Here is a 19,675-nt window from a genome sequence, read left to right on the forward strand (position 1 = left end):
CGGACGGGACGGACAATGGGACGACCGCAGCGGGGCGCGAGGGCCGCCGCCGCGGGGGACCGGACCGCCGGCGGCACCGCCGAGCGAGCGCACTGTACCGGTCCGGTATCAGGCTGTGGCCGCCAACCGATCACCGACGATCGGCCGGTAGCCTTTGCGCGAACAGCACACCGCCGGACCACACACGGGTGCGGTCGGGACTGACGGAGAGGGCTGGAACGTTATGGAAGAGCCGCGTCGCCTCGGCGGCCGGTACGAGCTGAGCCACGTGCTCGGCCGCGGTGGCATGGCCGAGGTGTACCTCGCCCACGACACCCGGCTCGGCCGTACCGTCGCCGTCAAGACCCTGCGCGCCGACCTGGCCCGAGACCCGTCCTTCCAGGCCCGGTTCCGGCGCGAGGCCCAGTCGGCAGCCTCGCTCAACCACCCGGCGATCGTCGCGGTCTACGACACCGGCGAGGACTACGTCGACAACATCTCCATCCCGTACATCGTGATGGAGTACGTCGACGGCTCGACCCTGCGCGAGCTCCTGCACTCCGGCCGCAAGCTGCTGCCCGAGCGCACGCTGGAGATGACGATCGGCATCCTCCAGGCGCTGGAGTACTCGCACCGCGCCGGCATCGTCCACCGCGACATCAAGCCCGCCAACGTCATGCTCACCCGGACCGGCCAGGTCAAGGTCATGGACTTCGGCATCGCCCGCGCCATGGGCGATTCGGGCATGACCATGACCCAGACCGCGGCCGTCATCGGCACCGCCCAGTACCTCTCCCCGGAGCAGGCCAAGGGCGAGCAGGTCGACGCGCGCTCCGACCTCTACTCCGCGGGCTGCCTGCTGTACGAGCTGCTGTGCGTGCGGCCCCCGTTCATCGGCGACTCCCCCGTGGCGGTCGCCTACCAGCACGTCCGCGAAGAGCCCCAGCCGCCGTCGAACTTCGACCCCGAGATCACGCCCGAGATGGACGCGATCGTGCTGAAGGCGCTCGTCAAGGACCCCGACTACCGCTACCAGTCGGCCGACGAGATGCGCGCCGACATCGAGGCCTGCCTGGAGGGCCAGCCGGTCGCCGCGGCCGCGACGATGGGCACGGCCGGCTACGGCTACCCCGACCCGAACCACGCGTACGGGTCGCAGGGCTACGACCAGCCGACCACCGCCATGCGCCCGGCCGACGCCGGCCAGACGTCGATGATGCCGCCGATGCCGCCGGGCGGCGACGGCGGCTACTACCCGGACCAGGGCCCCGGCTACGACCAGGGCCACGGCCGCGGCCGGCAGCAGAAGAAGAGCCGGGCCTCGACGATCCTGCTCGTCACGGCGGGAATACTGGTGCTGGTCGGGGCGATCCTGATCGGCCGCTCGCTCTTCAGCAGCACGGCCGACAACCGGCCCGCCGTGCCGAAGCTGGTCGGCCAGACCTTCGACGCGGCGCAGCGGAGCGCCGACAACGTCGGGCTCAAGGTGGAGAAGGCGGGCGACGAGCCCTGCGCGGACCAGCCCAAGGGCAGCGTCTGCAAGCAGGATCCGGCTGCCGACACCCGCGTCGACGAGGGCACCGTGATCAAGCTCACGATCTCCGCCGGCGCGCCGATGCAGTCCCTGCCCGACGTTCTCAACATGCCGTTCGAGGAGGCGGAGAAGGCGCTCAGGGACAAGAAGTTCCAGGTCGAGAAGAAGCTCCAGGACTCCGAGCGGACCCCCGGCACGGTCCTGGAGCAGAGTCCGAAGCCCGGCGCGCAGGCCCAGCAGGGCTCGACGGTCACGCTGACGGTGGCCAAGGAGCCGGCCAAGACGGCGATGCCGGACATCATGGGCAAGACCCGCGAGGAGGCGATCAAACTCCTCAACGCCGCGAAGCTGAAGCTGGGCAGCACGACCGAGGTCGACTCGCCGGGCGCAACGCCGAAGACCATCGTCCAGCAGCAGTACCCGGCCGGCGAGCAGCTGGCCCCGGGGACGACGGTCAACGTGCAGATCAGCAAAGGAGCACAGCCGACCCAGGTCCCGAACCTCGCCGGACAGACCGTCGGACAGGCCAAGCAGTTCCTCGCGTCGCGGGGACTGACCTTCGGCCAGGTCCTGTCGGGCCCGACCGACGACAACGCGGTGATCGTGCGCTCCGACCCGAACGCGGGCTCGCCCGTCCAGACCGGCAGCGCGGTGAACGTCTTCACCGTTCCCGGCGGCGGCAACCAGCAGGGCGGCAACAACGGCGGCTTCTTCGGAGGCCTGACCGGCGGCCGCTGACCGGCCTCGGGAACCCGAAGGGGCCCGGCCACTCCCCCGCGGGAGGAGCCGGGCCCCTTGCGTGCCTGCCGGCCGGGGCCGGCGGCGCCTCAGCGCAGCTCGGCCGGCGGCGTCCGCTTCGCGTCGACCTTCTCCGTGCGCACCAGCTCGCCCCACACCACGTAGCGGTACTTCGAGGTGTAGACGGGGGTGCAGGTCGTCAGGGTGATGTAGCGGCCCGGGGCCGTCCTGCCCGACTCCTTGGGCACGGGGGAGATGACGTCGGTGTTGTACTTGGAGGTCTGCCGCAGTTCCGCGAAGGCCTTGTAGACGTACCAGGTGTCCCGCGTCTCGAAGACGATCGCGTCGCCCCTGCGGACCTTGTGGATGTCGTGGAACTTGGCGCCGTGCCCGTCGCGGTGCGCCGCCAGCGCGAAGTTCCCGGCGGCCTCCCAGGGCAGCGCCGACTTCACCGGGTCCGTGTAGTAGCCGGCGACGCCGTGGTTCAGCACCTCGGGCGACGTGCCCCGCTTGACGAGCACCTCGCCGCCGCCCATCGCCGGCACGTGCAGGAAGCCGACGCCGCCCTGCGTGTCCAGCGCGCCCGGCTCGGCGGGGGCGCCGGCCGCGGGGGCGCTCAGCCACTGGCGGCGGATCTCGTCGCCGCGGGAGGAGGCCTGCCGGTCGGCGAGCACGTTGGTCCACCACAGCGAGTACGCCACGAACAGGCCGAGCACCAGGCCGACCGTGATCAGGAACTCGCCCAGCAGGCTCAGGAACCCGGCGAGCAGACTGCGGTTCCGGGGCGGCGCGGTAGGGGGCACTGCGGTTCGTCCTTCGGGCGGGAGAGCCGCTGCGGGCTCAGCGGGCGGCCAGCGCGGGCGGAGCGCCCTGGCCGCGGGGGCGTTCGTCGACCATCCTGCCCCATACGATCAGGCGGTAGGTGCTGGTGAACTCGGGCGTGCAGGTCGTCAGCGTGATGTAGCGGCCCGGCTCGGTGAACCCCGAGCCCTTCGGCACCGGTTGGAGCACGGACACGTTGGTCGGCGGCGTCTGCGGCAGCACCGAGGCCATCTCGTACGTGTAGTACGCGTCCCGGGTCTCGACCACGATGGGGTCGCCCGGCACCAGCCGGTTGATGAAGCGGAACGGCTCGCCGTGCGTGTTGCGGTGGCCCGCGACCGCGAAGTTGCCCTGCCTGTCCGAGGGCATCGCCGTCTTCAGCGCCCCGTCCGCGTAGTGCCCGACCATGCCGCGGTCCAGCACCTTGGCCTTGCTGGTGCCTTCGGCGACGGGCACCTTCACGTCCAGTTTCGGGATGTGGAGGATGGCGAAGCCCTGGCCCGGCTCGAAGGCGGCCGGCGGCGGGGCGGCGTCCCGCTCGGGCTGCCGCTCCCAGGTCTGGCGCAGCGAGCCGGCGGCCCCGTCGGCCGTGCGCTGCGCGAGCACGTTGGTGTACCAGAGCTGGTAGGCGACGAACAGCAGCATCACCAGCCCCGTGGTGATCAGCAGTTCGCCCGCCAGACGGCTCAGGACGACCGCAGGGCCGCCCGAGGCCGGCCGCTTGCGCCTCCGCCCGCCCCCGCGCCTGCGGGCCCGTCTGGCGGCCTGCTGGGCGGCCCTGCGCCGCGCGGCCCGGCCCTCCGTGGGGGCGGACGGCGCGAGCGAGGTCACGCGACGGCCTTGCCCACCACCGGGGCCAGCCCCGCGGAGCGCTCGACCGCGCCCTCGTCGCCGCAGCGGACGAGCCAGTTGGCGAGCATCCGGTGGCCCCACTCGGTGAGCACCGACTCGGGGTGGAACTGCACGCCCTCGACGTCGTGCTCGCGGTGCCGCAGGCCCATGATGATGCCGTCCTCGGTCCGCGCCGTGACCTCCAGCGCGTCCGGCAGGGTCTGCGGCTCGGCCGCGAGCGAGTGGTAGCGGGTCGCGGTGAAGGGCGAGGGGAGCCCGCGGAAGACCCCGAGCCCCTCGTGGACCACCGGGGAGGTCTTGCCGTGCAGCAGCTCGGGCGCGCGGCCGACGACGCCGCCGTACGCGACGGCCATGGACTGCATGCCGAGGCAGACGCCGAAGACGGGGACGCCGGTGGCGGCGCAGTGGCGGACCATGTCGACGCAGACGCCCGCCTCCTCGGGGGTGCCCGGCCCAGGGGAGAGGAGCACGCCGTCGAAGCCGTCCTGGGCGTGGGCGAGGGCGACCTCGTCGTTGCGCAGCACCTCGCACTCGGCGCCGAGCTGGTACAGGTACTGGACCAGGTTGAAGACAAAGCTGTCGTAGTTGTCCACGACCAGAATGCGCGCGCTCACGGAGTGGCTCCCGATCCCTCGTCCACCGTTACGTCGTTGAACGGAAGGAGCGGCTCGGCCCACGGGAAGACGTACTGGAACAGCACGTAGACCACCGCGAGGACGAGTACGAGGGAGATCAGCGCGCGCACCCACGCGTTGCCCGGCAGATGCCGCCAGATCCAGCCGTACATCCCGTCCGCGTCCCTTTCGCTCTCGCACCGCGGGGGCGGTACGCACACAGGGTAAAGCCAGCGGCGCACCGGGGAGGGGCTCCTGCCCGAACCCCGGACGGGCCCGGGGGGCGCGGGCCGCCGGCGGGTCAGGGCGTGGCGGGCGCGGAGGGGGCGTCGGCCGGCTTGGCGTGGTGGAGGTCGACGGTGCCGGAGTAGCCGGGGAGCTTCAGCTCCCTGGGCTCGTCGACCTTCCAGCCGAGCCCGTACGCGGCGACGTACATCTGGTAGTTCTGCAGTGCAGGGGAGGCCGCGAGCGCCCGGCGCAGCGCGGCGGGGTCGCCGACGGCGCTCACCTTGTAGGGCGGCGAGTAGACGCGGCCCTGGAGGATCAGGGTGTTGCCGACGCAGCGCACCGCGCTGGTCGAGATCAGCCGCTGGTCCATGACCTGGATGCCCTGGGCGCCGCCCTGCCACAGGGCGTTCACGACGGCCTGGAGGTCCTGCTGGTGGATGACCAGGTCGTTGGGCTGCGGCTCGGGGACGTTCGGGATGCGGGCGGTGGCGTTCGGCGGGGCGTCGTTGAGGGTGACGGTGAGGCCCTTGCCGGACAGCGGCTCCAGTCCGGCGGTGGCGCGCAGGGCGGCCAGCCTGGCGTCCTCGGCGCGGGTGCTGCCGTCGTCGCGGTCGGCGAGGGCCTCCACGCGGCCGCGGGCGGCCGCGGTGGACTGCTCCAGCAGCGCGTTGTCCTGGCTGCGCTCGTGGATGAGGTCGGTGAGCCGCAGGAGCGAGGCGTCCGTGCGGATGTTCGTACCCTTGGAGGTGTTGAAGCTGGTGACGAAGATGAGTCCGGCCAGGGCGAAGACGGCGGCCGTGAGCAGCCGGACCGCCCGGAACCGGCGACGGGGACCCGCGGAGGAGTCGTCGGAATCGCTCAACGTACCCTTCTCCTTCAACGCCACAGGTCCACTACGCTAACGGACGCCCGGGGCAGGCAGGTCCCCAGCGCATCGACAGGAGAGCCCCTCGTGCCGAAGTCACGTATCCGCAAGAAGGACGAGTTCACCCCGCCGCCCGTGAAGGCGCAGCCGATCAAGCTGACGAACCGGAGCTGGGTCGCCCCGGTCATGCTGGCGTTCTTCCTGATCGGCCTGGCCTGGATCGTCGTCTTCTACGTGAGCGAGACCCAGCTGCCGATCGAGTCCATCGGCAACTGGAACATCGTGGTCGGGTTCGGATTCATCGCGGCCGGGTTCGGCGTCTCCACGCAGTGGAAGTAGGCAGGTCGCGGGGCCCGGGCGGCTCGGAGCACACCGGCCGCCCGGCCCGCAAGTTCTCCCCATGAGTTATCCACAGCGTCATCCACACCTGAGGAAAAGGCAGAAGATCTGTGGATAACCTTGTGGAGGGTTGACGCCGGTGTGATCAGGTGAGTGCCGCCGTCCGGACCAGCACCAGCGCCGCGACCAGCAGGAACACCGCCGCACAGGCACCCCACTGGATGAGCGGGCGCTTTCCCCCGCCGGCGGGCCGGATCATGGCCGCCCCGAGCAGCAGGCCCGTGACCAGGCCTCCCACGTGCGCCTGCCAGGACACCTCCAGCCGGCCCCCGTACGGCGCGAAGGTCAGCACCAGCATCAGCACGAGCATGACCACGACCGGGCGCATGTCCTGGCGCGTGCGCCGCACCAGCACCACGGTCGCCCCCAGCAGCCCGAACACCGCGCCCGAGGCGCCGAGCGTCGGCGCGTTCGGCGGCGTCAGCAGGTACACCACGGCGCTCCCGCCGAGCCCGGACAGCACGTAGAGGGCGAGGAAGCGGGCCCGGCCGAGCGCGGCCTCCAGCGGAGCGCCGAGGAACCACAGGGCGAGCATGTTGCCCGCGATGTGCCACCACTCCACGTGCAGGAACACCGACGTCAGCAGCCGGTGGTACTCCCCGGTGGCCACGCCCTGCACGGGGCCGCCCCAGAACTGCACGTACAGCCCGAGCAGCTCCAGCTGCACCGCCAGGCCGGGCACGGCCAGGGCCGCGAGGAACACGGCGGCGTTCACCCCGATGAGGACCTTGGCGACGAGGTGGGGGTCGGACTCGACCCGGCCGCCCGCCAGCGTCCGCGGCGCGTTCGCCCCCGGCCGGTGCCCCGTGCCGGAGCCCCCGCGGACGCAGTCGGGGCACTGGAAGCCCACGGCTGCGCTGATCATGCAGTCCGGGCAGACGGGCCGCTCGCAGCGGGTGCAGCGGATGGCCGTGTCGCGGTCCGGGTGGCGGTAGCAGCCCGGCAGGCGGTCGCTGTCCATCGGTCCCCTCGATCAGCGGCGGGGCACGGCGCGCCCCGCCGGTCCGGTATGCCCTCAGGACGGACGGGCGGGGCGGAAGGTTCCCGGCCCGGCGTCAGCGCCGCTCGACCGTCACGGACTGGATGACGACGTCCTCCAGCGGCCGCTCGGTGCGGGGGTTCGTCGGCAGCCCGGCGATGGTGTCGACGACCTTCCGGCCGGCCGCGCCCGTCACCTCGCCGAAGATCGTGTGCTTGCGCGTGAGCCACGCGGTGGGGGCGACGGTGATGAAGAACTGCGAGCCGTTGGTGCCCGGCCCGGCGTTGGCCATGGCCAGCAGGTACGGCTTGGTGAAGGCCAGGTCGGGGTGGAACTCGTCGGCGAACTGGTAGCCGGGGCCGCCGGTGCCGTTCCCCAGCGGGTCGCCGCCCTGGATCATGAAGCCGCTGATGACGCGGTGGAAGACCGTGCCGTCGTACAGCGGGTCCGTCGTCTTCTGGCCGTCGGTGGGGCGGGTCCACTCGCGCGCGCCGGTGGCGAGCTCCACGAAGTTCCGCACGGTCTTCGGGGCGAAGTTCTCCAGCAGCTCGACCTCGATGTCGCCGTGGCTGGTCTTCAGGGTGGCGTAGAGCTTGTCGGCCACGGGTCCGCCTTCCTAGTCGGCACTGTCGGTTCCCGATCCTCCCACGGAGAGCGGTACGGAACGGAAATCGCCCACCCGGATGCCCTGTCGTGCATGCCGCCCGCCGCCAACCCAGGCATGATCCGACAAAGGGTGGAAAGGTGAACTGTGTCCGCCACCGATGAGGAGGATCACGTGACCCGCAAGGACAGCGTGCGCCTGTGCGCCGACAGCGCCCGGGACACCATGAGGCACGCAGCGGAAGTGGTGGCGCCGTACGCAGAGACCGCCAAGGAGGCGGCGGTCCACTACGCGCACGAGGCGAACGACCGGCTCGCGCCGCTGGTGGCCCAGACGGCCCACCAGGCGTCGCGGCAGGCGCGCACGGCGTACGAGTGCCATCTGCATCCGCGGCTGAAGGCCGCGCGCACGCATGTGCCGCCGAACGTCGACCGTGCCGCCGTCCAGGCCGTGCACGAGACGCGCCGAGTGGCCCGGCAGGCCGCCGACTACGCGGGCCCGAGGCTGGAGCACGCCATCGCGGCGGGCCGCCCCGTGGCCGAGGAGGCCGCCTCCCGGTCCGTGGCGGCGATCGCGGCGCTGCGCGGCCAGGTGTCGGCGCAGGAGGTGCAGCGGCTGATCAGGCGGCACGAGCGGCGGGCCCGCACCGGGCGCGTGCTCAAGGGGCTGGCGGTGGCCGCGGCCGCGGCCGGCGCCGCGTACGCCGCCTGGCGCTGGTGGGACCGGCAGTCGAGCCCGGACTGGCTGGTCGAGCCGCCCGCCGCGACCGAGCTGTCCTCCCGCCAGGACGCCGCGGCGAGCTTCGACGACGAGCTCGCCGAGAAGGAGCGCGAGGCCACCGAGGAGGAGTGAGCGGCCGCCGTGGGCGGTGCGTGCGCGGGGCCCGGATCCGGTGGATCCGGGCCCCGCGCGTCGCCCTGCGGCCTCAGCCCGGCAGGGTGAGCACCTGTCCGGGGTGGACCAGGTGCGGGTCGGATCCGATGACCGCGCGGTTCACGGCGTACAGCTCCCGCCAGCGGGCCTCGTTGCCGAGCTCCCGGCGGGCGATCAGCATCAGCGTGTCGCCCTTGCGCACCGTGTACGTGCGCTTGGCGGCGCCCGCCGCGGGCCCGGGCTCCGGCGCGGGGGCCGCCGGGACGGCCTTGTGCGCCGCCGAGGACGGCGTCGGCGTGTGCGGCGGCCGGCCCGCCGCGGCGGGGCGCTGCGGGGCCGCGGCCTTCGGCGGTCCCGGAGCGGCCTTCGGCGGGGCCGCGGCGGCCATCCGCTCGGCGGCGGCGCGCGTCGCGTTGACCGCGTCGGTGTAGGTCGCCGCATAGTCGGCGGGCGCCGTACCGGCGGCCTTCCGGGCAGCAGCCTGCTTCTTCTTCTCGGACTTCAGGAAGTCGAAGAGTCCCATGTCATGCGCCTCCGGCGTGGTCTCGCCCCCCGGCTCCGTGCCTGCCACTCCACTGTCGGACAGGTCCCTGCCGCGGGCCCCGCGGCCGACCCGTCCGGGGGACGTCCGGCGCCCCGGACCGGCCGCTACCGGAGCTCGGAGATGTCCACCGACTCCCCCGGCGGCGGGGTGCGGGCCGGCACCGGGGCGCCGTACTCCAGGAAGTCCGCCCGCGCGCTCCGCCCGTCCTCGCGGCCTTCGAGGCGCAGCAGGCGGGGTTCGCCCTCGGTGGCGACGTAGAAGGTGGCCGTGTCGCCGCCGCGGGTCCCGGTGACGGTGACCGCCGGGGTGCCGCCGACGGTCGCGGGGCCGCCCTTGCGCAGCTGTCCGGTGGTCAGCCGGGAGGCGTAGGCGCGCTGGAAGTCCTTCAGGTCGCAGACGTCGGTGAGCTTGCGCAGCAGGACGTTGTCGGACGTGCCGTGCAGCCAGCGGTCGCCGATCAGGGCGGCGGCGCCGTCCGCGGCCGGCGCGGGCACCTGCGACCGGAGGAAGGCCCCGTCCGGCTTCACCCAGATGTCCTGGCCGCGCTTGACGATCTCGGCGCGGCCCCCGCCGCGCGGAAGGGACACCGACCCGGCGCAGTTGCCGTCCACGTCGAAGCGGAGGTCGAGGGTGGTCGCCCCCTTCTCCCCGTCGGCGTGCGCCACCATGTGCACGGAGCGGGCCTGCGTCAGCTCCGTCCGGGCCTTGTCGACGATCGCGCGGGGGCTCTCGTCCTCGATGCCGTTGCCGGCCGGGGCGAGGCCCGTCAGCAGTGCGGCCGAGCAGCCGGCGGCCAGTGCGGCGGCCGCCTTCCGGAACCGGGCCATCTCGTCACCTCCGCAGGGGAACGCCCCCCGCCCAGCGTAGGCCCGCAGGCCTGGCCGCGCACACGCGAAAAAGGCCCCTGGCCTGCGTGTTCGCAGGCCAGGGGCCTCTCTTCCGGTGGAGCTTAGGAGATTCGAACTCCTGACATCTGCCTTGCAAAGGCAGCGCTCTACCAACTGAGCTAAAGCCCCGGAACGCGGACGCGACCAATCCCCCGGCAGAGGAGTGGCCGTTCCGCACAACAGAGTACCGGGTTCTCGGCCGCATCCCGCAAAATGATGGGGACTCCCCTCGTGCGACCACTCTCCGTAAGATGCTCGGCGAGGTTCGCACCAGCGAAGGGGAGTAGGAAGAGTGGACGCAGTACAGCAAGAGGCCACGGCCAGAGCCAGGGAGCTCCAGCGCAGCTGGTACGGCGAGCCCCTCGGTGCCCTCTTCCGCCGGCTCATAGACGACCTCGGCCTGAACCAGGCCCGCCTCGCTGCCGTCCTCGGCCTGTCGGCGCCCATGCTGTCGCAGCTGATGAGCGGCCAGCGGGCGAAGATCGGCAACCCCGCGGTGGTGCAGCGGGTGCAGGCGCTCCAGGACCTTGCGAGCCAGGTGGCGGACGGCAGCGTCAGCGCCGCCGAGGCCACCGACCGCATGGACGAGATCAAGCGGACCCAGGGCGGCTCCGTCCTCAGCAGCAGCACCCAGAACAGCACCGGTTCGGGCGCCCCGACGGTCAAGCGCGTCGTCCGCGAGATCCAGTCCCTGCTGCGGTCGGTCTCCGCCGCCGGCGACATACTCGACGCCGCGAACAGTCTCGCGCCCAGCCACCCGGAGCTCGCCGAGTTCCTCCGGGTGTACGGCGCCGGCCGCACGGCGGACGCCGTCGCGCACTACGAGGCGCATCAGAACTGACGCCTCCGGGCGCGGACGGACACCACAACGGGGGATGCACAGCCATGGGTGAGGTCTTCGCCGGCCGCTACGAGCTGGTCGACCCGATCGGCCGGGGCGGCATGGGCGCCGTCTGGCGGGCCTGGGACCAGCGGCGGCGGCGGTACGTCGCCGCCAAGGTCCTCCAGCAGGGCGACGCCCACACCCTGCTGCGCTTCGTGCGCGAGCAGGCCCTGCGGATCGACCACCCGAACGTCCTGGCACCGGCCAGCTGGGCGGCGGACGACGACAAGGTCCTCTTCACGATGGACCTGGTCGGAGGCGGCTCGCTCGCCCACCTGATCGGCGACTACGGGCCGCTGCCGCCGCGCTTCGTGTGCACGCTCCTCGACCAGCTCCTCGCGGGGCTGGCCGCGGTGCACGCGGAGGGCGTCGTCCACCGCGACATCAAGCCCGCCAACATCCTGCTGGAGGCGACCGGGACCGGCCGGCCGCACCTTCGGCTGTCCGACTTCGGCATCTCGATGCGCAAGGGCGAGCCCCGCCTCACCGAGACCGACTACGTGGTGGGCACCCCCGGCTACTTCGCGCCCGAGCAGCTCCTCGGCGCCGAACCCGACTTCCCCGCGGACCTGTTCGCGGTCGGACTGGTCGCGCTGTACCTCCTCCAGGGCACCAGGCCCGACTCCCGCGCCCTGGTGGAGCACTTCCGCGCCCACGGCACCCCGGACGCCCCCGAGGGCGTGCCCGCGCCGCTGTGGGACGTCGTCGCGAACCTCCTCCAGCCCGACCCGCAGAGCCGTTTCAAGACCGCCACGGGCGTCCGCAGGGCCCTCGCCGAGGCCGTGGAGCTACTGCCGGCGGACCCGCCCGAATCGGCCGACGTGGAGGTCTTCGACCAACTCGGCCCGCTGCCGCCGGGCTTCGGCCCGCAGGGCCCCGAACGCGCCGCGGGCGCCGGCCCGGACCCCCGGAGCGCTGCGGGAGCCGCCACCGCGGCGGCTGCGGCCGCCGCGGGCACCCCGGCGGCCCCTTCGCCGCCGGGCGGTGTGCCGACGGCCCGCGCGGGGGCCGGCGAGCCGACCCGTACGGACCCCCGCGCGGCCGCGGCCGCACCGGCACCCCCCGCTCCCCCTGCGCATGCGGCTCCCGCACCCGTCCGGGGCGCCGTACCCGCCCGGGCGGCCGTGCAGGCGCCCGCGTACCAGGACTCCTCCGCGACGGGCGGCTTCCACCTGGCCCCGCCGGCCCACGCCGTGCCGCAGCCCGCCCCGCCGGCGCCGGAGCCTGCCCCGGACGGGGGCGCGGCCGCGGTGCCCGCCCCGGCCGGCCGCGGGCGCGTCGCCCCGCCGTCGAAGGCGGCCGCCGCGGCGCTCCTGGCGGCAGCGCTGCTGTGCTTCGCCGTCGGCGTGTGGGCACTGGCCCAGACCTGAGGGCGAGCCGCGCCGGGGCGCGGGCCCGTCAGCCGGTGCGCCCCCGCCGGGCCAGCAGCAGCCAGCCGCCCAGGACGAGCAGGAGCAGCGTCCCGGTGCCGAAGCCGCCCGCCGCGACGGTGCCCATGGTCGCCCGCCGGTCGGCGGCCAGGGCCGCCTCCGGCTCCGTCAGGCCCTCCCGGGCCGCCGCGCGGTCCGCGTCGCCGATGCCGAAGCCGGAGCGGGCCAGCCCCTCCGCATACGGGGGCGGGGCCGCCGCCTTGCCCTGCACGGTCAGCCGCAGCGTCAGCGGTACGGGGACGGCGTCCTCCGTGAACTCCCCGACCTTCTCGCCGAGCGTGACGGCCAGGTAGTACCAGCCGGCGACCCGGGCCCCGCCCGCCTCGGAGCTGCTCGCGAACCGGTTCTCGTAGGCGACCGGCGCGGTGGGCGGCAGGGTGAGGCCCGCCTGCTTGCCGTCGTAGCCGGTGTCCTTGTCGTCGAGCACGCTGCGGTAGGGCGTGTACAGGGTGACGCCGAGCCCGGTGGAGGCGGAGGCGAAGTCCTTCGTCAGCTTGGCCGCGGCCAGCTCCGCGCCGACCGACAGCTGCTGGCCCCAGTCCAGCGGCACCCGGTAGAAGCGCGTCTGACCGGGCCTCAGGCCGTCCCGCCACACCCCCGTGCCCAGGGCGCGGGCGTCGTTGAAGCCGGTGCCGCCCTCGCGGGCCACCGGCTCGGACGCCGGGGGCTGCGGCGGGGTGGACGGCCATCCGCTGGGGGCGGCCGCGGGGGCGCTGCCGGTCTTCAGGCCGGGTTCGCGGGAGACGGTGAGCTCCACGGGCCACGGGGACCGGTCGGAGTTCTTCGAGGCCTCCCGGGTGACCTTCACGTAGTAGACGCCGGCCTGCTGGCAGTCGCCGTCCTCCTGGAGCCGGCGCACCGCCGCGGCGCCGATCGGCCGGGCGCCGAGGCCGTAGCCGAAGGTCGTCCGGCCGGGGCTGCCCGGGCAGGAGCGGCCTCCGGTGGTCATCAGCGTGACCTCCAGGCCGTCGCCGCCGGAGTCGATCCTGGCCCCGGGCCCCGGCACCAGGACCGCGGAGACGTACACGCTGGAGGTGCCGTCGAGGTTCAGCCGGTAGAAGCGGCTGCCGGGAGCGAGGCTGTCGCCGTACACCGCGCCCGGCTCCAGGGCCGGGGCGTCGGCCGAGGACTCCGCGCCCTGCACCGGGCGCGCCCCGTCGGCCGTCCGGTACGTCGGCAGCGGCTCCCCGGCCGCGTACGCGGTGCCCGGCAGCCCCGCCGCCAGACCCAGGGCCGCGGCCGCCGCCGGCAGCGTCCTGCGCAGCCCACCCATCACGCCCACCCCCGTTTTTGCCAAAGCAAGCAGATTCTTTGCATAACGGAATAATTCGTCACAGAACAGCACGAAGCCCCGGCCGCAAGGGCAGCCGGGGCTTCGTGGATCGGCCTTCGGGTCTCACACGCCGGAACCGGAGGGCACGGAGTCGGTTGCCTCCGTCCACAGGTCCTGCTCGGCGCGGTCCGCCTGGATCTGGCGGTACACGAGGAGACCGCCGATGGCGGCCAGTGCGACCAGGAGCAGCTTCTTCACCGCGCGACCTCGTCTTTCGTCGTCGTTGGGGTACCTCTGGCCGCCAACAATACACACCGATCGATACCGTTCGGTGACCTGGGAGGCCCCGGACGGCCGAACGACGAAGACCCCCGGGCCTTCCGGCCTGGGGGTCTTCGCCATCTGTGGGGCTAACAGGATTTGAACCTGTGGCCTCATCCTTATCAGGGATGCGCTCTAACCAACTGAGCTATAGCCCCTCCGCGCTGCGCGCTGACTCCTGAAGATTAGCGCACAGACGCTGGAGTTCCCAAATCGCTGATCAGGGCCCTACTCGTCCTCGGCGAGCGTGAGCTCCACACCGCCGACGAAGCCCGCCGACAGGTTGTAGATGAACGCGCCCAGCGTCGCGAGCGCCGTCGCGAGCACGACGTCGATCACGGCGATGACCGAGGTGAAGACGAGCACCCGCGGCAGCGACATGAACGCCTGGAGGTCGAAGCCGTTGCTCTCGCTGGAGCCGGTCGCCTCGCTGATGGTGCTGCCCACGGTCGAGAAGACGCCCATGGCGTCCATGACCATCCACAGCACCGCCGCCGCGACGACCGTGCACACGCCGAGCGCGATCGACAGCAGGAAGCTGACCTTCATCACCGACCACGGGTCGGCCTTGGCCACCCGCAGCCTCGCCTTGCGCGTCCTCGGCGTCGTACGCACCGCCGGGCGCGGCGCGCGCTGCGAGGCGCCCGGGGCGCCGCCGCGGGGCGCACCGGCGCCCGAGGGGGCCTCGTACGCCTGCGGCGGGTGGTACGGCTGCGGCTTCTGCTGCTGGGGCTTCTGCTGCGGCTGCTTGCCGGCCTTCTCCTGCTTCGGCTGCGGCTTGGCCTTGGACTTCGATCCGCGCGCGCTGTCCGTCACGGTCGTCGCCCCGCCCTCGGCGTCCGCGGCCCCGGCCCGGGAGTCCGCGGCGGGGCCACGTGCACCGTCCTCCCCAGTCCTGGCCGGTCCGGCGCCCGTGGCTCCACTCACGACTTACTCCTCGTGCTCCCCGGCCGGAGGCTGTTCGCCCCCGGCTGCCTCGGCGGCCTCTGATTCGGCGGCCTCGGTCTCCTCGACCTCGTCAGCATCCTGACCCGCCTCGGCGTTCCGCGCGATACCGACCACGGCATCCCGCTTGCCCAGGTTGATCAGCTGGACGCCCATGGTGTCACGGCCCGTCTCCCGGACTTCGCTGACTCGCGTACGGATCACACCACCGCCGAGCGTGATGGCGAGGATCTCGTCCGTCTCGTCGACCACGAGCGCCCCGACGAGCGAACCGCGGTCTTCCACGATCTTCGCAGCCTTGATGCCGAGACCGCCACGCCCCTGGACGCGGTATTCGTCCACCGGGGTCCGCTTGGCATAGCCGCCGTCGGTCGCGGTGAAGACGAACGTACCGGGCCGGACCACGCTCATCGAGAGGAGCTCGTCGCCCTCGCGGAAGCTCATGCCCTTCACGCCGGAGGTGGCGCGGCCCATCGGGCGCAGCGCGTCGTCGGTCGCCGTGAAGCGGATCGACTGCGCCTTCTTGCTGATCAGCAGCAGGTCGTCCTCGGCGGAGACCAGCTCGGCGCCGATCAGCTCGTCGTCGCTGCCGTCCTCGCGCGCACGGAGGTTGATGGCGATGACGCCGCCCGAGCGGGGCGAGTCGTAGTCCTTCAGCGGGGTCTTCTTCACCAGGCCGGCCTTGGTGGCCAGGATCAGGTAGGGCGCGGCCTCGTAGTCGCGGATCGCGAGGATCTCCGCGATCTGCTCGTCCGGCTGGAAGGCCAGCAGGTTGGCCACGTGCTGGCCGCGGGCGTCGCGTCCGGCGTCCGGCAGCTCGTACGCCTTGGCGCGGTAGACGCGGCCCTTGTTCGTGAAGAAGAGCAGCCAGTGGTGCGTGGTGGACACGAAGAAGTGGTCGACGATGTCGTCCTGCTTCAGCTTCGTGCCGCGCACGCCCTTGCCGCCGCGCTTCTGCGAGCGGTAGTCCTCGGTCTTGGTCCGCTTGACGTAGCCGCCGTTGGTGATGGTGACGACGATGTCCTCTTCGGCGATCAGGTCCTCGATGGACATGTCGCCGTCGAACGGCACCAGCTTCGAGCGGCGGTCGTCGCCGAACTTGTCGACGATCGCGGCCAGCTCCTCGCTGACGATCGCGCGCTGCTTCTCCGGGGAGGCGAGGATCGCGTTGTACTCGTTGATCTTCGCCTGGAGCTCGTCGTGCTCGGCGACGATCTTCTGGCGCTCCAGGGCGGCCAGGCGGCGCAGCTGCATCTCCAGGATGGCGTTGGCCTGGATCTCGTCGATCGAGAGGAGGCCCATGAGGCCCTCGCGGGCGACCTCGACCGTCTCGCTGCGCCGGATGAGGGCGATGACCTCGTCGATGGCGTCGAGCGCGGCGAGCAGGCCGCGCAGGATGTGCGCCCGCTCCTCCGCCTTGCGCAGGCGGAAGCGGGTCCGCCGGACGATGACCTCGACCTGGTGGTGCACCCAGTGGCGGATGAACGCGTCCAGCGACAGGGTCCGCGGCACGCCGTCGACCAGCGCCAGCATGTTCGCGCCGAAGTTGGTCTGCAGGTCGGTGTGCTTGTACAGGTTGTTCAGGACGACCTTGGCGACGGCGTCGCGCTTGAGCACGATGACGAGGCGCTGGCCGGTCCGGGAGGACGTCTCGTCGCGGACGTCGGCGATGCCGCCGATCCTGCCGTCCTTGACGAGGTCGGCGATCTTCTGCGCCAGGTTGTCCGGGTTCACCTGGTACGGGAGCTCGGTGACCACCAGGCACTGGCGGTTCTGGATCTCCTCGACCTCCACGACGGCCCGCATGGTGACGGAGCCGCGGCCCGTGCGGTACGCCTCCTCGATGCCCTTGCGGCCCACGACGAGCGCGCCGGTCGGGAAGTCGGGGCCCTTGATGCGCTCCATGAGCGCGTCGAGCAGCTCCTCGTGCGGGGCCTCCGGGTTGGCCAGGTACCACTGGGCGCCTTCGGCGACCTCGCGCAGGTTGTGCGGCGGGATGTTGGTCGCCATGCCGACCGCGATGCCGGCGGAACCGTTGACCAGGAGGTTCGGGAAGCGCGCCGGCAGGACTTTCGGCTCCTGGTTGCGGCCGTCGTAGTTGTCCGTGAAGTCGACGGTCTCCTCGTCGATGTCGCGGACCATCTCCATCGACAGCGGCGCCATCTTGCACTCGGTGTACCGCATGGCGGCGGCCGGGTCGTTGCCCGGGGAGCCGAAGTTGCCGTTCGAGTCGACGAGCGGCATGCGCATCGACCACGGCTGGGCCAGGCGGACCAGGGCGTCGTAGATCGAGGAGTCGCCGTGCGGGTGGTAGGTGCCCATGACGTCGCCGACGACGCGGGCGCACTTGTAGAAGCCCTTCTCGGGCCGGTAGCCGCCGTCGTACATCGCGTACAGCACGCGGCGGTGCACCGGCTTGAGGCCGTCGCGCACGTCCGGCAGGGCGCGCGAGACGATGACGGACATCGCGTAGTCGAGGTAGGAGCGCTGCATCTCCGTCTCGAGCCCGACGGGCTCGATGCGCAGCTGCGGCTCGTCCTCCGCGGGGTTCTCGGCGGTGGGGGTGGTTTCGTCGGCCATTGCTGGTCAGAAATCCTTTCGGGCGGCCGTTGAGAGCCGACTCAGATGTCGAGGAAGCGGACGTCCTTGGCGTTGCGCTGGATGAAGGAGCGCCGGGCCTCGACGTCCTCGCCCATGAGCACGGAGAACAGGTCGTCGGCCTGGGCGGCGTCGTCCAGGGTGACCTGGCCGAGCACGCGGTGGTCGACGTCCATGGTGGTGACGCGCAGTTCCTCGGCGTTCATCTCGCCCAGACCCTTGAAGCGCTGGATCGAGTCCTCCCTGATCCGCTTGCCGTTCTGCTTGCCGAGCTCGACGAGCGCGTCGCGCTCCTTGTCGGAGTAGGCGTACTCGAAGTCGTCCCGGCCCCACTTGATCTTGTAGAGCGGGGGGCGGGAGAGGTACACGTGGCCGGCCTCGACCAGCGGGCGCATGAAGCGGAAGAGGAAGGTCAGCAGCAGGGTGTTGATGTGCTGGCCGTCGACGTCGGCGTCCGCCATCAGGATGATCTTGTGGTAGCGGAGCTTCTCGATGTCGAAGTCCTCGTGGACGCCGGTGCCGAAGGCGCTGATGAGCGCCTGGACCTCGGTGTTCTGGAGGATCTTGTCGATGCGGGCCTTCTCGACGTTCAGGATCTTGCCGCGGATCGGCAGGATGGCCTGGTACATCGGGTTGCGGCCGGACTTCGCCGAGCCGCCGGCGGAGTCGCCCTCGACGATGAAGATCTCGCACTTCGTCGGGTCGTTGGACTGGCAGTCGGAGAGCTTGCCGGGCAGCGAGGCGCTCTCCAGCAGGCCCTTGCGGCGGGTCAGGTCGCGGGCCTTGCGGGCGGCGACGCGGGCCGTGGCGGCCTGGATCGCCTTGCGGATGATGTCCGCGGCCTCGTTGGGGTTGCGGTCGAACCAGTCGCTGAGGTGCTCGTGGACGACCTTCTGCACGAAGGTCTTCGCCTCGGTGTTGCCCAGCTTGGTCTTCGTCTGGCCCTCGAACTGCGGCTCGCCCAGCTTGACCGAGATGATCGCGGTCAGGCCCTCGCGGATGTCCTCGCCGGCGAGGTTGTCGTCCTTCTCCCGCAGCAGCTTCCTGTCACGCGCGTAGCGGTTGACCAGGCCGGTGAGGGCCGCGCGGAAGCCCTCCTCGTGGGTGCCGCCCTCGTGCGTGTGGATCGTGTTCGCGAAGGAGTACACACCCTCGGTGTACTGCGAGTTCCACTGCATCGCGATCTCGACCGAGAGCATGCGCTCCTTGTCCTCCGACTCGACGGAGATGACCGTCGGGTGGATGAGCTCGCCCTTGCGCGAGTTCAGGTACTTCACGAAGTCGACGATGCCGCCCTCGTAGTAGTACTTGACCGTGCGGGCCTGCGGCTCCTCGGTCTCCTCGGCCGTCTCGGCGCCGACGGTGGCCTTCGCCGACTCGCGCTCGTCGGTCAGGCTGATCGTCAGGCCCTTGTTGAGGAAGGCCATCTCCTGGAAGCGGCGCGAGAGCGTCTCGAAGGAGTACTCGGTCGTCTCGAAGATGTCGCCGTCGGCCCAGAACGTGACCGAGGTGCCGTGCTCGTCGGTCTCCTCGTTCTTCGCGAGGGGGGCCGTGGGGACGCCCAGCTTGTAGTCCTGCGTGAAGCGGTGGCCGTCGCGCTTGACCTCGACCGCGACCTTCGTCGACAGGGCGTTGACGACGGACACGCCGACGCCGTGCAGACCGCCGGAGACCGCGTAGCCCCCGCCGCCGAACTTGCCGCCCGCGTGCAGGACGGTCAGCACGACCTCGACGGCCGGCTTGCCCTCGGACGGGACGATGTCGACGGGGATGCCGCGGCCGTTGTCGACCACGCGCACGCCGCCGTCGGCGAGGATCGTCACGTCGATGGTGTCCGCGTGGCCCGCGAGGGCCTCGTCGACGGAGTTGTCGACGACCTCGTACACGAGGTGGTGCAGACCGCGCTCGCCGGTCGAGCCGATGTACATGCCGGGCCGCTTGCGCACGGCGTCCAGGCCCTCCAGGACCTGGATCGCGGAGGCGTCGTACGAGGAGGTGACCTCCCCGTTCTCGCCGGCTGTGGACTGGTTGTCGTTGAGGTTGCCGGAATCGGCCACGAAGCGCCCTTTCTGGCACAGCACAGGCCGGACTCCGGGCCGGCGTGCGTGCCGGCGGGGGAGCGGCTGCGTCGATCTGCGTTGTCAGCGTTTGTCAGCGTGTTCCCGCAACCGGGCGGGATTTGCTTCAGTCTACCGGTACCACGGACATCGATGGGGGTTTGCCGGTACCTGAGTACGCATGTGCCGCCCTGAACCTCCTCTCTCCGACTCCCCATATCCGGACCGGGGCCCAAAGAGGCTCACGCGG

18 protein-coding genes, 2 tRNA genes and 1 pseudogene are annotated in these 19,675 nt (G+C 72.0%); 5 read left to right on the forward strand and 16 right to left on the reverse strand.

The features are described from left to right. The first annotated feature begins 223 nt into the window (after positions 1 to 223). A complete protein-coding gene (gene pknB, locus IE170_RS02880) occupies positions 224 to 2,251 on the forward strand; it encodes a Stk1 family PASTA domain-containing Ser/Thr kinase (RefSeq protein WP_189807726.1) in 2,028 nt (675 codons plus the stop codon). 89 nt (positions 2,252 to 2,340) lie between these two features. Here pknB and IE170_RS02885 read toward each other — a convergent pair whose 3' ends face one another. The 5 genes and pseudogenes from IE170_RS02885 to IE170_RS02905 form a co-directional block, all read right to left on the reverse strand. Then, positions 2,341 to 3,054, reverse strand: coding sequence for a class E sortase (locus IE170_RS02885; protein WP_189807727.1), 714 nt, complete (start codon positions 3,052 to 3,054; stop codon positions 2,341 to 2,343). Positions 3,055 to 3,091: 37 nt separating this feature from the next. Next, positions 3,092 to 3,946, reverse strand: a pseudogene (locus tag IE170_RS02890) (class E sortase); the annotation flags it as partial. Next, complete coding sequence (locus tag IE170_RS02895; RefSeq protein WP_189807729.1) at positions 3,901 to 4,539, reverse strand: aminodeoxychorismate/anthranilate synthase component II; 639 nt, start codon at positions 4,537 to 4,539, stop codon at positions 3,901 to 3,903. The gene IE170_RS02895 and the pseudogene IE170_RS02890, both read right to left, overlap by 46 nt. Beyond that, a complete protein-coding gene (locus IE170_RS02900) occupies positions 4,536 to 4,712 on the reverse strand; it encodes a hypothetical protein (protein ID WP_185902496.1) in 177 nt (58 codons plus the stop codon). Before IE170_RS02900 ends, IE170_RS02895 begins: the two co-directional genes overlap by 4 nt. 128 nt (positions 4,713 to 4,840) lie before the next feature. Next, entirely contained in the window at positions 4,841 to 5,629 is a 789-nt protein-coding gene (locus IE170_RS02905) for a DUF881 domain-containing protein (protein ID WP_189807730.1), read from the reverse strand. 90 nt (positions 5,630 to 5,719) lie between these two features. Between IE170_RS02905 and crgA the strand changes: the two genes are divergently transcribed. Beyond that, positions 5,720 to 5,971 carry a cell division protein CrgA gene (gene crgA / locus IE170_RS02910; protein ID WP_189807731.1) on the forward strand — a complete coding sequence of 84 codons (252 nt, stop codon included), beginning with the start codon at positions 5,720 to 5,722 and terminating at the stop codon, positions 5,969 to 5,971. 145 nt (positions 5,972 to 6,116) lie between these two features. Here the strand turns inward: crgA and IE170_RS02915 are convergent, their stop codons facing one another. Together IE170_RS02915 and IE170_RS02920 are read right to left on the reverse strand one after the other, a co-directional pair. Next, positions 6,117 to 6,992: a rhomboid family intramembrane serine protease gene (locus IE170_RS02915; RefSeq protein WP_189807732.1), complete on the reverse strand. Its 876-nt coding sequence runs from the start codon at positions 6,990 to 6,992 to the stop codon at positions 6,117 to 6,119. A 94-nt stretch (positions 6,993 to 7,086) separates the two neighbouring features. Beyond that, positions 7,087 to 7,614: a peptidylprolyl isomerase gene (locus tag IE170_RS02920; protein ID WP_189807733.1), complete on the reverse strand. Its 528-nt coding sequence runs from the start codon at positions 7,612 to 7,614 to the stop codon at positions 7,087 to 7,089. 174 nt (positions 7,615 to 7,788) lie between these two features. On the opposite strand from IE170_RS02920, the gene IE170_RS02925 reads away from it, so the two are divergent. Further along, positions 7,789 to 8,466 carry a DUF5324 family protein gene (locus tag IE170_RS02925; RefSeq protein WP_189807734.1) on the forward strand — a complete coding sequence of 226 codons (678 nt, stop codon included), beginning with the start codon at positions 7,789 to 7,791 and terminating at the stop codon, positions 8,464 to 8,466. A gap of 73 nt (positions 8,467 to 8,539) precedes the next feature. Here IE170_RS02925 and IE170_RS02930 read toward each other — a convergent pair whose 3' ends face one another. From IE170_RS02930 to IE170_RS02940, 3 genes are all read right to left on the reverse strand, one after another. Next, positions 8,540 to 9,010 carry a LysM peptidoglycan-binding domain-containing protein gene (locus tag IE170_RS02930; RefSeq protein WP_189807735.1) on the reverse strand — a complete coding sequence of 157 codons (471 nt, stop codon included), beginning with the start codon at positions 9,008 to 9,010 and terminating at the stop codon, positions 8,540 to 8,542. 125 nt (positions 9,011 to 9,135) lie between these two features. After that, on the reverse strand, positions 9,136 to 9,858 hold the full coding sequence (locus IE170_RS02935) for a hypothetical protein (protein ID WP_189807736.1): 723 nt from the start codon (positions 9,856 to 9,858) through the stop codon (positions 9,136 to 9,138). A gap of 116 nt (positions 9,859 to 9,974) precedes the next feature. After that, positions 9,975 to 10,047: transfer RNA gene (locus tag IE170_RS02940), tRNA-Ala, on the reverse strand. A gap of 163 nt (positions 10,048 to 10,210) precedes the next feature. Here IE170_RS02940 and IE170_RS02945 point away from each other — a divergent pair. Both IE170_RS02945 and IE170_RS02950 read left to right on the forward strand, forming a co-directional pair. Beyond that, positions 10,211 to 10,759, forward strand: coding sequence for a helix-turn-helix domain-containing protein (locus IE170_RS02945; RefSeq protein ID WP_125540936.1), 549 nt, complete (start codon positions 10,211 to 10,213; stop codon positions 10,757 to 10,759). A 44-nt stretch (positions 10,760 to 10,803) separates the two neighbouring features. Further along, the gene (locus IE170_RS02950; RefSeq protein ID WP_189807737.1) at positions 10,804 to 12,171 is read left to right on the forward strand and encodes a serine/threonine-protein kinase; all 1,368 of its coding nucleotides are present in this window, start codon (positions 10,804 to 10,806) and stop codon (positions 12,169 to 12,171) included. Between the two features lie 28 nt (positions 12,172 to 12,199). Here IE170_RS02950 and IE170_RS02955 read toward each other — a convergent pair whose 3' ends face one another. The 6 genes from IE170_RS02955 to gyrB form a co-directional block, all read right to left on the reverse strand. Then, the gene (locus tag IE170_RS02955) at positions 12,200 to 13,504 is read right to left on the reverse strand and encodes a hypothetical protein (RefSeq protein ID WP_223855503.1); all 1,305 of its coding nucleotides are present in this window, start codon (positions 13,502 to 13,504) and stop codon (positions 12,200 to 12,202) included. Between the two features lie 123 nt (positions 13,505 to 13,627). Beyond that, entirely contained in the window at positions 13,628 to 13,762 is a 135-nt protein-coding gene (locus tag IE170_RS02960) for a DLW-39 family protein (RefSeq protein ID WP_208809277.1), read from the reverse strand. Positions 13,763 to 13,909: 147 nt separating this feature from the next. After that, positions 13,910 to 13,983: transfer RNA gene (locus IE170_RS02965), tRNA-Ile, on the reverse strand. Positions 13,984 to 14,053: 70 nt separating this feature from the next. Then, complete coding sequence (locus IE170_RS02970) at positions 14,054 to 14,752, reverse strand: DUF3566 domain-containing protein (RefSeq protein ID WP_189807738.1); 699 nt, start codon at positions 14,750 to 14,752, stop codon at positions 14,054 to 14,056. Positions 14,753 to 14,755: 3 nt separating this feature from the next. Next, positions 14,756 to 17,350 (reverse strand): DNA gyrase subunit A, encoded by a 2,595-nt coding sequence (gene gyrA / locus IE170_RS02975; protein ID WP_189807739.1) that lies wholly within the window; start codon positions 17,348 to 17,350, stop codon positions 14,756 to 14,758. Between the two features lie 41 nt (positions 17,351 to 17,391). Continuing rightward, positions 17,392 to 19,449, reverse strand: coding sequence for a DNA topoisomerase (ATP-hydrolyzing) subunit B (gyrB, locus tag IE170_RS02980; protein ID WP_308428355.1), 2,058 nt, complete (start codon positions 19,447 to 19,449; stop codon positions 17,392 to 17,394). Between the last annotated feature and the right edge of the window lie 226 nt (positions 19,450 to 19,675).

The organism is Streptomyces toxytricini (genome assembly GCF_014649915.1).
Lineage (GTDB): Bacteria > Actinomycetota > Actinomycetes > Streptomycetales > Streptomycetaceae > Streptomyces > Streptomyces toxytricini.